16 protein-coding genes and 1 pseudogene are annotated in these 13,351 nt (G+C 31.9%); 7 read left to right on the plus strand and 10 right to left on the minus strand.

The annotated features are described in order from the left end of the window. Positions 1 to 779: 779 nt before the first annotated feature. Positions 780 to 874 (plus strand): annotated as a pseudogene (locus tag ABH960_RS03255) (tyrosine-type recombinase/integrase); the annotation flags it as partial. Positions 875 to 983: 109 nt separating this feature from the next. Here ABH960_RS03255 and ABH960_RS03260 read toward each other — a convergent pair. Both ABH960_RS03260 and ABH960_RS03265 read right to left on the minus strand, forming a co-directional pair. Continuing rightward, positions 984 to 1,247, minus strand: coding sequence for a hypothetical protein (locus ABH960_RS03260; protein ID WP_404442729.1), 264 nt, complete (start codon positions 1,245 to 1,247; stop codon positions 984 to 986). Positions 1,248 to 1,300: 53 nt separating this feature from the next. Further along, entirely contained in the window at positions 1,301 to 2,425 is a 1,125-nt protein-coding gene (locus ABH960_RS03265; RefSeq protein WP_404442732.1) for a C45 family autoproteolytic acyltransferase/hydrolase, read from the minus strand. A gap of 318 nt (positions 2,426 to 2,743) precedes the next feature. Here ABH960_RS03265 and ABH960_RS03270 point away from each other — a divergent pair, with 318 nt between their 5' ends. Both ABH960_RS03270 and ABH960_RS03275 read left to right on the plus strand, forming a co-directional pair. Then, positions 2,744 to 3,037, plus strand: a complete 294-nt coding sequence (locus ABH960_RS03270; protein ID WP_404442735.1) for a hypothetical protein — start codon at positions 2,744 to 2,746, stop codon at positions 3,035 to 3,037. 8 nt (positions 3,038 to 3,045) lie between these two features. Then, positions 3,046 to 3,174 carry a hypothetical protein gene (locus ABH960_RS03275; RefSeq protein WP_255220432.1) on the plus strand — a complete coding sequence of 43 codons (129 nt, stop codon included), beginning with the start codon at positions 3,046 to 3,048 and terminating at the stop codon, positions 3,172 to 3,174. Between the two features lie 109 nt (positions 3,175 to 3,283). Here the strand turns inward: ABH960_RS03275 and ABH960_RS03280 are convergent, their stop codons facing one another. Then, positions 3,284 to 4,327, minus strand: a complete 1,044-nt coding sequence (locus ABH960_RS03280; RefSeq protein WP_404442738.1) for an aspartate-semialdehyde dehydrogenase — start codon at positions 4,325 to 4,327, stop codon at positions 3,284 to 3,286. 129 nt (positions 4,328 to 4,456) lie between these two features. Between ABH960_RS03280 and ABH960_RS03285 the strand changes: the two genes are divergently transcribed. Beyond that, positions 4,457 to 5,329, plus strand: a complete 873-nt coding sequence (locus ABH960_RS03285) for a LysR family transcriptional regulator (protein ID WP_002127351.1) — start codon at positions 4,457 to 4,459, stop codon at positions 5,327 to 5,329. A 105-nt stretch (positions 5,330 to 5,434) separates the two neighbouring features. On the opposite strand, the gene ABH960_RS03290 is transcribed toward ABH960_RS03285, so the two are convergent. The 3 genes from ABH960_RS03290 to ABH960_RS03300 form a co-directional block, all read right to left on the minus strand. Continuing rightward, positions 5,435 to 6,040: a PRK06770 family protein gene (locus ABH960_RS03290; protein WP_002127350.1), complete on the minus strand. Its 606-nt coding sequence runs from the start codon at positions 6,038 to 6,040 to the stop codon at positions 5,435 to 5,437. A 256-nt stretch (positions 6,041 to 6,296) separates the two neighbouring features. Further along, complete coding sequence (locus tag ABH960_RS03295; RefSeq protein WP_404442743.1) at positions 6,297 to 6,956, minus strand: nucleoside/nucleotide kinase family protein; 660 nt, start codon at positions 6,954 to 6,956, stop codon at positions 6,297 to 6,299. Beyond that, positions 6,956 to 7,852 carry a CPBP family intramembrane glutamic endopeptidase gene (locus ABH960_RS03300; RefSeq protein ID WP_404442746.1) on the minus strand — a complete coding sequence of 299 codons (897 nt, stop codon included), beginning with the start codon at positions 7,850 to 7,852 and terminating at the stop codon, positions 6,956 to 6,958. The genes ABH960_RS03295 and ABH960_RS03300 overlap by 1 nt, the downstream gene beginning before the upstream one ends. Positions 7,853 to 8,235: 383 nt before the next feature. On the opposite strand from ABH960_RS03300, the gene cspD reads away from it, so the two are divergent. Together cspD and ABH960_RS03310 are read left to right on the plus strand one after the other, a co-directional pair. Then, on the plus strand, positions 8,236 to 8,439 hold the full coding sequence (gene cspD, locus ABH960_RS03305; RefSeq protein ID WP_002012849.1) for a cold-shock protein CspD: 204 nt from the start codon (positions 8,236 to 8,238) through the stop codon (positions 8,437 to 8,439). Positions 8,440 to 8,525: 86 nt separating this feature from the next. Further along, positions 8,526 to 8,711, plus strand: a complete 186-nt coding sequence (locus ABH960_RS03310) for a cold-shock protein (protein ID WP_000286202.1) — start codon at positions 8,526 to 8,528, stop codon at positions 8,709 to 8,711. 43 nt (positions 8,712 to 8,754) lie between these two features. Here the strand turns inward: ABH960_RS03310 and ABH960_RS03315 are convergent, their stop codons facing one another. After that, positions 8,755 to 9,306 carry a GNAT family N-acetyltransferase gene (locus tag ABH960_RS03315; RefSeq protein WP_002031946.1) on the minus strand — a complete coding sequence of 184 codons (552 nt, stop codon included), beginning with the start codon at positions 9,304 to 9,306 and terminating at the stop codon, positions 8,755 to 8,757. Positions 9,307 to 9,536: 230 nt separating this feature from the next. Here ABH960_RS03315 and ABH960_RS03320 point away from each other — a divergent pair, with 230 nt between their 5' ends. Beyond that, positions 9,537 to 10,085: a hypothetical protein gene (locus ABH960_RS03320; protein WP_404443319.1), complete on the plus strand. Its 549-nt coding sequence runs from the start codon at positions 9,537 to 9,539 to the stop codon at positions 10,083 to 10,085. A gap of 65 nt (positions 10,086 to 10,150) precedes the next feature. Here the strand turns inward: ABH960_RS03320 and ABH960_RS03325 are convergent, their stop codons facing one another. From ABH960_RS03325 to ABH960_RS03335, 3 genes are all read right to left on the minus strand, one after another. Next, positions 10,151 to 11,551 carry a protoporphyrinogen oxidase gene (locus tag ABH960_RS03325; RefSeq protein ID WP_404442751.1) on the minus strand — a complete coding sequence of 467 codons (1,401 nt, stop codon included), beginning with the start codon at positions 11,549 to 11,551 and terminating at the stop codon, positions 10,151 to 10,153. A gap of 158 nt (positions 11,552 to 11,709) precedes the next feature. After that, entirely contained in the window at positions 11,710 to 11,859 is a 150-nt protein-coding gene (locus tag ABH960_RS03330) for an aspartyl-phosphate phosphatase Spo0E family protein (RefSeq protein ID WP_002012842.1), read from the minus strand. 241 nt (positions 11,860 to 12,100) lie between these two features. Next, positions 12,101 to 13,051, minus strand: coding sequence for a hypothetical protein (locus ABH960_RS03335; protein ID WP_404442754.1), 951 nt, complete (start codon positions 13,049 to 13,051; stop codon positions 12,101 to 12,103). Between the last annotated feature and the right edge of the window lie 300 nt (positions 13,052 to 13,351).

The following is a 13,351-nucleotide window of genomic DNA, read 5'->3' on the forward strand; positions in this document are numbered from 1 at the left end:
AATATTTTTCCAAAACCAATACATACTATTTTCAAGCCGCCGTATCCACGGCTAATACTTCTTTCTTTTGTTACAGCAGAAGCAGGTAGATTCGTCACTTATCTGCTTTCTCTGTATATTTTTTAAAATATCGAAAAGACTACCTACAAGCTGTTTGAACTAGCAGCTTCACTCTTCTTGTAATGGGAAAGCAATTTATCACAATTAGCTAACTCATTCGACTCACTGGCAGACAACCAAAATTGTTGTCTGCTTTTTGTATGGAATTTTTCATTTTGCATATACTACTTTTGAGCCTGTTTACCAATGCAAGCCATTTTGGTGTTTTGAATTCCGACTAAGCTTTTTTGTTGCATAGATTATTACATCTTTGACAACACTGGTTAAAAGCGCGTTTTCTGGTTATTCGTAGTTCTAGTCCAGAATAATTTTTCTCCTATAAAGGACAGTAGGTACGACTGCTCGTCCTTTTTTACTTATATCGCATACTCTCCCTTTTGACAGCTATGAACCACATTGCCTTCTTCATCGAAGTAAGCAATTTCCCAATAAGGGTGGCAGTTGTACGCTTCTATTTCCCCATCGAACAAATTAGTTTTCTAGTTTCCAACGATCGTACCCCACTTGCCAGCTACATTTACTCGTATACCCATGTAAGCAAAATGTAGATTTCCGTGGTTCTGCATTTTCTTGAAAGCTTTTTCCGCGCTGTACATCTGCTTGATGTCAAAAAAATCTTCGTTCTCGCACTTTGCAAACTTCATGAATTCTGTCATTGGCATTTGATATCTCTTTAACTTTAAGGGTATATTCTCATGTCTTACCCAATATGCAAGAAGATGCAGCGAAAACATTCGCGAAGAGTATATTTTAATATGTGTTTGCAAAATGTTTGCAAACACATATCGAAATGCTCAAAAGCATTGATTTAAAGGCATCTATAGCACATTGAAATAAAACATTACATATAAACTCATATAATTTTAGTGCACCTTTTTTGAGATTGGAATATATTTTGTAAAATACGCCCCCACTAGCAACAATACGATTGAGACTAGCCAAGTAAAAATACCACCAAAATGAAGCCAATATGCAAACAAATTTAAGATTACAATTAAAAAGCAACAAATAGAAGTTAATGAACTTTTTAATCCTTTTATCCCCGCTTTTTTTCTTTTTTGATATGTTATATACATCGAAGCGACTAGAAAAAGGATTAGAACAATTGGTAACATAGCTTGTAGCAATGGCAATCCCTCCTGTCTATTTCCGCCTCTTCATTTCACCATCTTATTCCTTTTTAATCTTTAGGAGTCATTTCATTTTTCTCTTCTCTCCAAAAGTCAGCATAATTTTTATTTTTAAAGTTCACATTCACTTCGGAAAACGGAAGGCTTTCTCCAACTTTCAAAGAGTACCACTCGTTTAAAAGTGGCGATCCGAAGCAAATATTCAATGTACGATCCTGTAAATCAAATAATACAGAATGTAAAGTCCCAAACCACTCTTCATAATTATGCACCGTCACCCCGATAGGATATTCTTCTTCTACCAATCCTTTTAAAGATTCCATGCTCACCTGCTCATTTCGATTTAAATGCTCATGTAAAATGTGATATCTTTTTGTAGATTGTTCTAATTTCCTATTATTTAATTTCTGAATAGGTGAACTAACTGCATGGTTTGTTGATACGATAAAAGCTTGGCTTTCCTCATTAATTGTTGTTATTGATTTATGCCCGTCAAATATTTCAATATGTGCTGCGTTTAAAGGATCCGCTACAATTATATTAATATTACTTGCTATAGGCATTTCTTTTATTAAAGATGTAGCTTCCTGCGTATTTCTACATTTCTCCAATATTACTCGAATTACCGCAAAACATTGCAAACCATTTACCATCGGTTTTCTTAAACCTTCAATATTCCCTACAGGTTGACCACATGCTGAAAATGTAATAGATAACCCATGTTCATTAACCCCTTCTGTTCGGCCAAAATATTGAGTAGAAAAGCCACTATGTGCATATGCCCCTTCCACATGCGTCGAACAAAAACGCATATCATCTATTTTGGGTGATAAATCAAAATTTCTTAGTACATATGTATGCTTTAAATCAGTTTTTTTAGGTAATACTGCACAATGACTACAACCTGCTTTTAATAGTGTCTGATAATAATACATCATATTCCTTGAAGGGATTTTCAACACTTCACAAAAGCCTTCAATTTCTTCATTAATTCCTGGACAATATTGTTTTAGTACATTTCTAGATTCTGTCCAATGGTTATCCGATATTAAATTTTCTTGCTGTATAAATTGTGGAATGAGATACGGATGTTTCTTTACGAATTCCCCTTGTTGCTTACCAATTTCATAATGAGTTCCTTTTAGTGACGAAAAATACCCCTTTATTTGATACACCTTAAATTCCCCCTCACATTGAATATATCCATATCATACCAAAATCATTTTGTTCATTCTTGATGTTTTTCGCTCTTTTCCACATACATTAACAATCCTTTTTTCTTTTCAATCGGGTCAGTTAATAACTATTTGATACCTACTCAAAACATTGTTAAAATTACTGTAAGAACAAGCATTCGAGAGGTTATTAGGATGAGTACAGTATTTCGAAACTAGTTAAAATAATATCAAAGGGATGCAAATGGCCATATTGTTCAGTTAAAGAAAGAATATTTTTTAATGATCCATTTATCATGATAAGAGAGGAAAGTATTTATGAATAAAAGCAAACCAGTTGACGAATTAACTATTGAAGACTTGAAACAAAACCCAATATGGGAATGGGCAATAGATGAAGAGGAAAACGAAGAGTGCGATGAAACGTGGGTAAAACCAGTGGAAACAATAAATTTTACAGAAGAATTAAACGGTTCAATAGTACTTGGCGAATTAATAATACATATTGATGAGAAATTCCCTATGATGTGTAGTATTGATATTGAAAATAATGAGGTATTAATTAGTTCCATTGTTTTTATAACGAAAAAGAAGATGAGTATATTGCTATAGAAGATGTAGTGAAAAAGGTTGAAATGCCTTTATCACTTAATATTAATCTCACAATTAACGGAGAGCCTAGATTTTTAAAATTCTCTGCAGATAAAGTTGATATTTATAAAAACACTATAAAAACTAACTTAAATTAAATTTTAATTGAAGTAAGAGGAAAATACTCATTAAGTAAAAAACAGGAAACCATTATAATTAACGGTTTCCCAAATATCCTTCTATTTTCAATATTTATATAAATCCATACTAAATAATCCCATTTTCCACCAATGTCTCTGCGATTTGAACTGAGTTCCAAGCAGCACCTTTTAATAAATTATCAGAAACGATCCAAAGATGGAATCCTTTTGATGTATCAGGATCTTTACGTATTCTACCTACAAATGTATCTCTTTTACCCTCTGCATATAATGGCGTTGGATAAATTTGTTCACTAGGATTATCTTGTAAAATAACACCTGGTGCATTCAGTAGTACTTCTTTAATTTCTGCAACGGTCGCTTCTTTTTCAAGTTCAATATAAACTGATTCAGAATGCCCCGATACAACTGGAACTCTGACGCAAGTAGCTGCCATTTTCAGATTTGGATCTTCTAAAATTTTCTTCGTCTCTTGAATCATCTTTACTTCTTCGAATGTGAAATCATTGTCTGTAAATATATCCACTTGCGGCAATACATTAAATGCAATTGGATAATGTTTTTTATCTTTTTTCACTGGTAATATAGTGCTCTTCACTTCTTCACCTGTAAGCATTGACTTAGCTTGTTCTTTTAATTCATGAATCGCATGAATTCCTGAGCCTGATACGGCTTGATACGTTGAAACAATAATTCGTTCTAAACCAAATGATTTTCGAATTGGCTGAAGAGCTGTTACCATCTGTAGTGCTGAGCAATTCGGAATTGCAATGATCCTTTTATGTTCCCTTAAAGTATGTGCATTTACTTCTGGAACGACGAGTGGTACATCGTGTGCCATTCGGTATTCACTTGTGTTGTCAATTACGATTGCACCACTAGAAACTGCATGATTTACATATTGTCTAGAAACTTCTCCCCCAGCGCTAAAAAAGGCAATGTCTACACCTTCAAAACTAGTTGATTTTGCCTCTTGTATTTTAATCTCTCGTCCTTTAAATTGTACTATCTTACCAGCAGATCGTTTTGACGAGAGTAATGTAATTTCTTCTATATTAAATTTCGTTACTCTCTCTAACAATGCAATGATTTTTTGCCCTACTGCGCCTGTAGCTCCAACTACAGCTACATGATAGCTCTTTTCACTCATTTTTTCTCCTCCAATTTCAATTGAATAAATTTCTCCACAACTTAATTTTAAAAGAAATTTAATGATTCGAAAAATTGAAATACATGATATAATCATTCACAAATCATGATAATAAAAGAGGTATCATTTATGGAAATGAGACATGTTAAAACATTTTGTGCCATTGTTAAATATGGTAGCTTTTCTAAAGCTGCTCATGCATTAGGTTATGCGCAATCTACTGTGACAGCCCATATTAAAGCATTAGAGAACGATTTAAACATTCCCCTATTCGATCGATTAGGAAAAAAAATACTTCTTACAAAAGCAGGTCATCAATTTCATCCGTATGCATTAGAATTACTTACTATTTATGATAAAGCGCAAGAAATCCCTCAAAACAGTGACCATTTAGAAGGAACATTGGCTATTACATCTAATGAATCATTGGCAGTGTATCGGTTACCACAATTATTACGTACTTACAAACAGGAAAATCCGAAAGTAAATATCGTACTTGAGACAAATACCAATGAGCAAGCATTGAAAAAATTACATGAAGGAGAAACCGATGTTATCTTCATAATTGGAGAAAGTATAGAGCATAATGATTTTATTACGTGCAATTTATGTAATGAAACATTTGGATGGATTTTCCCTGCTCATTTCCCTTCAAACACTGATCCACTCCTTTTATTACAAGATACTCAATTTATATTTACTGAACAAAGCTGTGGCTATAGACCAATGGTAGATCGTTTTTTACGTCAAAGCGGAAGAAATCCTAATAAAACATTTGAGACTTCCAATGTTGAAGTCATTAAACAATCCGTTATGTGTGAGTTAGGAATTTCTATTCTCCCTTACATCGTTGTACAAGAAAGTAATCAAAAAGAACAACTCTGTTTTCAGCCCATCGAAACTCCAGCCGTCATTCAAAGCCACGTAATCTATCATAAATCTAGATGGATATCCCCAGTTTTGCAATCGTTTCTTACATTATTAGAGAGAATAGAAAAGTAAGCGAGTAATTACAAAAATGAGTAACTGCTCTAAAAAGCAATTACTCATTTTTGTTAAAACATTTGTGTTCATAACAATACAGGTGTTTCAAAATCAATATGTATATTATTTATTAGCTTGTACCTCACCTGCAATTAATTTACTACCTGAATATGTACCTTTTTGTATAAAAACTTGATTAATTAATTCTTTTTGCTCCTTTTCTGACATTACTCCTTTCCCTTCTCCTAAATTCCCACTTTGTAATTTCCAAATCTTGTTGTGGTCCACATCAACCTTTTCATATTTTCCTTGTTTCCATCGTTCTAAAATATCCACATATGTACTTTTTTGTGCAACATCATTACTATTTATAATTTCAAGTAAACTTTCAATACGTTCTTGTGTAATAAAAATATAGCCCCATTTTTGATCAGCTTTCGCTTTTTGATGTGCCATTTCATGTAATGCTGTCTGTATGTTCTCATCTGTCCATTTGAAGTTTTTATTAAAACCACTATTCGGCAATGAATAATTTCCATTTTCTAATATCTTTGCATCTTCGGCTTTTACATTACTATCAGCTAGCACTTCTACTGCCGGAGCGGCTGGTGATGCCTTTTTCGCAGCTGGTTTACTATTATTCAGATAATACAGCATACCATATGTTACACCTACCCCGATTACCGCCATACCAGCTATAATTCCTATGATTTTAAATAATGTTTTCATCTTGCTTGTTTCCTCCCAAATATCTCTGTTCTTACTACCTCATTATTTCTTATATAAAACAGTTCCTTCATTCAAAATAGTTCATCCCATCCCCTATCATATTATTTATATATATTTCCTTATATTGTATTTCTTTTTTCGTGAAATTGAAAGATTATTCTGTTAAAAAATAAAGATATTCTACAAAATTTTCCTTTATATTTATATGGAAACAAAAAAACAACGAGCGCCTTCTAAAACACTCGTTGTTTTTACTTTATGCACGATTTTCTTTTAACCACTCCGTAATAGCATCTAACCTCGAAACATCAAAACGTCTTTCTTCACATACTTTTAAGCTGTTTAAACTTTTCACAATTTCTAATTCATTCGACTTTATACTTTTTGCTTCAATCAATTTACAGTACCCGTCTGTGACGTTATTTAAATTTTCATAATAACGCTGAAATGCTTTAGATATATGTAAATGTTTTTCAAATTTTCTTCTTTTTTTCGTCCCATCAGACTCTTTCCGTTTTCTAAGCTCTTCATCACTTGTATATAAATAAAAATATTGATCTGGAAAACCAATTTCTCTATTTATCATCTTTTCTTTATAAAAGTTTTCTATTAAAGATAACGGCTGATTAAATATATCAAAACGAAAACACCAATTATAACTAAGTGGCTGATATATATCCCCATCGAGTATTACTAATTCATATTGCTGAGACTTCTGTATTGCTATTTTCCAGCGCTCTACTTGTTTTTCAAAATACCATGTTCTATGTTCATTTTTGGGTCTTTCAAATAATAGATTAACTTCAGGTATAATAAATGCACCGTAATTTTTTTCTAACTCACGACACGTACTGCTCTTACCAACAGCACTTGCTCCCTCAAATGCTATAATCCCCATAGTTTCTCCCACTTTCATTAACTTAAATCTCTTTGCTTCGCATTTTTCCCCCATAACTGTCTCCATAAAACAATTGAAGCGATAGAAAGCATTATTGTTGTAATGATACTACCTTCAATACCAAATGAGCCTCCATAAAGCACTTCTGACCCATTTGTTACAGGTTTAAATAGTGGCGTTGAATATATCGTCATGCCACTAACTGCAAAACCATAGACGTTATATTGCGCCCAATTCCAAATGGAATGCCACGCGCATATCCCCCAAAGACTACTGTCTTTTAAAACGTAAAATGCTGCAAATACACCAACTAATATTATATTCGATATTGAAAGAATTGTAATACCTGGATTAAGTAAATGAAGAAAACCAAATAAAAAGGACGTCACTATAATCCCAACCCATATACGACTTCTAGCAGAAATAACTGGAAACAACCAGCCTCGTACAATAATTTCTTCCGTTGCACCTTGTATTAAAAAAGCAATTAAAGATCCTACAATACCAAATATGGCGGTTGCCGTAATTTGTTGCATTTGTAGTTTTACAATTCCTGTTAATACAAGTACAATTACTGGTATTGAAATGAAGACAAATCCTATTAACGCACCTCTCAAATACTTTCTCATCCATTGCACTTTCCAAAAACCAATGGATGAAAATGACCTTTTCTCTACAAACCTAATCCATAAAAAAATAAAAAATATAGCCCCACCAAACGTTAATATCATCTCAATATTATTATAAATTGCCTTTGCAAATGATGTATCCGCTTTCGGTAAAAACAGCATAAATAACATAAAAAATTCACCTAAAGTTAAAAATACAATAGCTAGTATTACAGCTAAAATAGGATGAACTTTTCTTCTTCCTTCTTTCGCAGCTTCGATTATTTTAAATTGAGTATTTCGCAATATTCTCTCCTCCTAAACAAATAAATCACAACTGTACTTAAATATATATATCCTTTCCCTTATACATACTTATTAATTAAAATGTTCTCAGTTTAGCATAAATCCAAATTAGGCATAATATATAAATAAAAGAGATGTCTTTGTGCCTTTTGCTATAAAACCCCCTATTTTTTCTTGATTTTCCCAACACTTGCTATTTCCCACCATTTGTTGTAAGATAGTAATTAAGGTCAATTTAGCACTATATTTTCTTTGCATATTATCAAGTATCAATCAGGAATGTTTTGTACTCCTTATGGATTTTTGATAATATGTGAACTTTTATTTCCAATCGAATAAGGCCGATCATATTGTAATCTTTTTAAATTTTAGGAGGCATTACCATGACATTAACAGGTAAAGTAAAATGGTTTAACAGCGAAAAAGGTTTCGGTTTCATCGAAGTTGCAGACGGTAGCGACGTATTCGTTCACTTCTCAGCTATCACTGGCGACGGCTTCAAATCTCTTGACGAAGGTCAAGAAGTTAGCTTCGAAGTTGAAGACGGTAACCGTGGACCTCAAGCTAAAAACGTTGTAAAGCTATAATTCAATCAATAAAAAGGTTGTTACCAGCTCGGTTAACAACCTTTTTAATATATAACTAAAAATTTTTACATAAAAGGAGTGGTTACATGTATCGCAATCGAAAGAACGATGTAGCAGAAGTACCACCAGAACAAACCCCTGTTTGGGAATGTGAATCAGAGGATTGTTTAGGATGGATGAGAAAGAACTTTTCATTTGAAGAAGAGCCTAAATGCCCTTTATGTAAAAGTAGTATGAAAAGCGGAGAACGTTTATTACCTAAAATAGGTTGATTTTTACAAGCCCCTCTTATTTTAAATAAGAGGGGCTTTTTTATTAATAATGAATATCCTCTACATCTGTTCGTACAATAGAATACATTAATGCATCGTGTTGTTTATTTCCTTGATGAATGTATCCACGTAACAGCCCTTCTTGTTGAAAACCTAATTTAGATAACATATTACACGAAGTTATATTTTCAGGATATGTAATAGCTCCAATTCTAAATAAGCCTAAATCTCGAAATCCATAAGTAATAATTTCTCGAGCAGCTTCAGAAGCATAACCATTCCCCCAATAACGAGGATGCAAATCATATCCAATTTCTGAGCGTTTACTCCAAAGTTGTAAATTATTTAATCCAATTGTTCCTACTAAATTATTTGTGTCTTTTAATACAATCCCCCAACGCATTGCCTTTTTCTCAAAGTAATTTTTTGAAAAAGATTCAATCATACGTGAAGCTTGTCCAAACTCAGTAAAAGAATTCATACCGTAATAACACGTTACCTCATCTAATGAGAATATTTCATATATTTTTTGACAATAAGATTGTTCTATTTCAACTAAGCGCAAGCGTTCTGTTTCTAACATAGGAAATACCATAGGATCACTCCTTTCTCTCTACTCATTTATTATAGCAGAAAAAGTATTTATAATTAGGAAAGTCCTTAATGTCCCACAAATCAAATATTTCTAGCGATGTTTATCCTATTAATAATATATAACTTCGTTGTATTTATTAATTCCCCTCTAAAAACCAACCCTAATTTATACCTTCTCATGTTAAAATATAGAAAAACAGTAAATATTTCTTACGGAGGTGCTTAAACTTTATATATATTTTCATTGGCTTATCCCTCTTGCTCATTTTACTCATTTTTTTATTCGCAAAAAAATTCACACCAAACTCATTTATGATGACAAGTTTTAAAGGAAATAGCTTTAAGACATTTTCAGTTGGTATATTAATCGCTGCCACACTCTCTCTTTCATACGGAATGTATCACGCAGCAACATATCAACCTAGATATTTAGATATTAAATTGCAAAATCAAAATTTCACTGTTTTTGGTAATGTTGGTGAGTTTGGTTATTTCTCAGAAGAATTACTAAAAAAAAATGCAGAAGTTGAACTGTATTTTGTCTCTTGGGAAACAATACAATTAAATAATCCAGAAATAATAGTAGACTACCCTTCAGGCAAACAGGAAACATGGAAGCCTAATATAACATTAATTCCTACAAATAAATTAAAAGAAAAACATAGTATTAAAGAACTTTATCGGCTCTCACCGTATTCCTTTGAAGAATCTGGAAAAATAACATTAACTATTAAAGAGAATAAAGCCAATCATAAAAAGATTGTAATTAATGCTAAATAATTACAAATGAAATGTCCCTCCATTATGTTGGAGGGACATTTCATTTACATATGTATTCAATATTATTATTTTGACTGTTCATTCAATGTCGTAATTATTTCATTGGCAGTATTCTTTCCGTTTCCAATACAAGCACCAATTCCTACACCGTAATATGAAGCACCAGCTAAGTATACATTAGGATAAAGCACGGCCAATTTTTCCTGTAATGATTGAACAGCTTGATTATGTTCTAAATGATATTTCGGCATTAAATCTTTCCAATTTGTAACTTCAATTACTTCCGGTTCACCTTTAATTCCGAGGCTCTTTTCAATATCATATAAAGCAACTCGTACTAATTCTTCTTCACTATAACTTTTGATCGTTTCATATACTGGATTAGTGCTCTTATAAAACATTCTTACTAATAGCTTGTGTTTACCAGATGTATGTTTCCACTTCCTGCTTGTCCATGTGCAAGCATCACAATGTAAATCACTGTTTTCCGTTACGATAAAACCTGTGCCGTCAGCCGGTAGTTGTTCATCTAGTATGTCAAAACCTAAGTAAATACTTATAAGCGATGAATTTTTAAATTTATTAAAATGCTCATTTAACTCATTAGACTGTAATAACGTTTGTGCGATATCATGTGGAGCTGCTAAAACGACATAATCAGCTTGTATTGTCTCATGATTTGCAAAAGAAACCTCATACCGATCCCCTTTTTTACTTATCACTGTTGTTACAGCACCTTTATTAATGACAGTCTCCGTCAGCACTTCTTCTAAGCGATTAATAATCGTAGATAGTCCACTTTTAAATGATACAAACTTTTTATTTCCTGCTGACTGAAATTGTTTTTTATTCTCTTCAAAACCTTTAATAATACTTCCATATTTATTTTTATACTCAAGTAAATATGGTAACGTAGATGCCATTGTAAGCTCATTCAATTTACCAGAATATATACCTGAAAGCACAGGTGCAATTTGTCTTTCCACTAACTCTTTCCCTAAAAAGCTTTCTAAAAATAGAGCAAGTGATGTATCCTTTGTAAACTCCTTATTTTTCGTAATAAAATCTTTTAAAGCAACGATTTTCCCTTTTTTTGAGACTAGCGTACTGCTAAATAATGATTCAACACTCATAGGAATCCCAAATATAGTGTCAGCAGGAATTGGATGTAATATGTTATCAGAGTATATGTAAGAAATACCTGTTTCGTTATATACCATTTCATTTTCTAAATTTAAATCTTTTACAAGCGGCAAAACATGTTCATTACGAGCTACAATAGAATCTGCTCCAGATTCCATAATAAAATCATTTTCTTCCACACTGTGGATTTTACCACCTAAATACTCTTCTTTCTCAATAAGGATTAAATTTAAATCTATATTATAATCCTTCTTTAATTTTTCTAAATAAAACATAGTAGAAAGTCCAGTAATACCTCCACCGATGACAACGACTGTTTTCATATTTGCTGCGCCCCTAACCGATACAATTAATAATTCCTTTATTATTATAACCAAAAATTATCATAGTCGACTAGCAGCTTGCGCATTCTGTAAGAAATTAGACAATATATATGAATAAAAAAGAACTATAACATATTCAACTCACGTCATAGTTCTTTCTATTTTAAAAACATAAACCAGTTTATTAATTTGTCAATTTCTTGGCTGAGTGCTATTACTTTTTCATGTTGAAGTCCATAATTTGAGACTAGATTCAATAATTCTTCTTTTTTCAATTCAATTATTTTTTCTAACTTCACTAATTCCATGTCGTCTTTATTCGCTCCAATTTCAAAATATATGTATTTTAGTATAGCCTACTTACATAATAAGTAAAAGTCTCATGCTAATGTAAAATCTTACATATTTGAAAAAACAATATACTACTAACAAAAAAAGAGACTTAAACTAAGCCTATTATTACAGGTCATTATAATTTTCTACCATTTTTTATAAATATATTAGTTTATGAATGTGTACCATTTACTATTAATTTAAAGTTAGACACTTTTACTCATTAATAATACAACAGAATTTTTCAAATGTTTTATCTTTATATTCTGGAACCCTTGTTAAGTGATCAAAATAACTATATGAAAATTTAAATATGTGTCCAAAATCCCAATTAAATTCGCTGTAGTCTTTAAGCCAGAATGCATTATCTAGCGGAAGTGTATCAACTTGTTTTGCTTTTGTAAGAGGTAAACGATCTACAGAAGAATTCAATATTATTTGGGCATTCGGCATTAAATTGCGACTTTTTCTAAGTACATAAACTAGCTTTAATAGCGGTTTTATTCCTCGTTGAAATAATTCTATATGCCCTAAGTCATATAATATATTAATCGCATGTGAGAAGGTAAGCATATGACCAATTAAATCGTGATGTGATTCTGCCTTATATATAACATTAAATTCAGATAATTCATTTAAAATAAATTCAGATAATTGCTTCGGGTTTTTAATTTCGCTTTGAATCTCCTCATTATTTATAATTAGTTGCTTTACTTCTTTAGTTGTAAAACCAATCCAAGATCTACCGGGAATTGTTCTTTGAAACGATAATATAAGGTTTGCTATATTATTAATATCTTGCTCACTCCCCCAATGACTTAACTCCTTAATGGCTAGTAAACTTAAAGAAGCGTAAATTACATTATGACCAACCCAATGGAGTTCATCAATCGTTTGTTCCAAAGATTTAATTATCGTTTCTTCAGCACTTTGATAATCGACACCTTGTTTATTATCAATTGTTTCGCCTAACCTTTGCTTATGGAGCATCATTTTCGTTTGAGAATAAATGTTACAGACAGTTTTTTCATCAATGTTATTGTTTTTCGTAAAAAAATAACTAGCAATGGCAGCTGCTCCGAAATGTGCATGCCAAATATCATTTGTTTCTTTTTTACATTGAGATATAATTGAAAGCCCATCTTTTAATACACTTATATTTTCCATCTCTCTTATCCCCTCTAAACCCCAATAAAAATGGTTTTTTGGCATCTACAAAGTCGGCAAAAAGCCAGGTGAAAACTCTTGAAAAGTTTCCTCCTTTATAGTTATAAATTAAAATTTCCCCTGTCGCTCAACAAGAATTAAATTTGCTTCTAATAATATTTTGAGATGATACTTATTCATCCCTAATGCAGTCTCAATCTTCCACAATTGTGTTTGTTTTGATTATGAAATAAATAACGAACAATTTCTCGTTTTACTCCTGCCAAAGCCTTAAAAATTTCCACTCTTTGTTTATCTGAA

Origin of the sequence: Bacillus sp. RC252, from assembly GCF_044909215.1 — a bacterium.
GTDB lineage: Bacteria > Bacillota > Bacilli > Bacillales > Bacillaceae_G > Bacillus_A > Bacillus_A mycoides.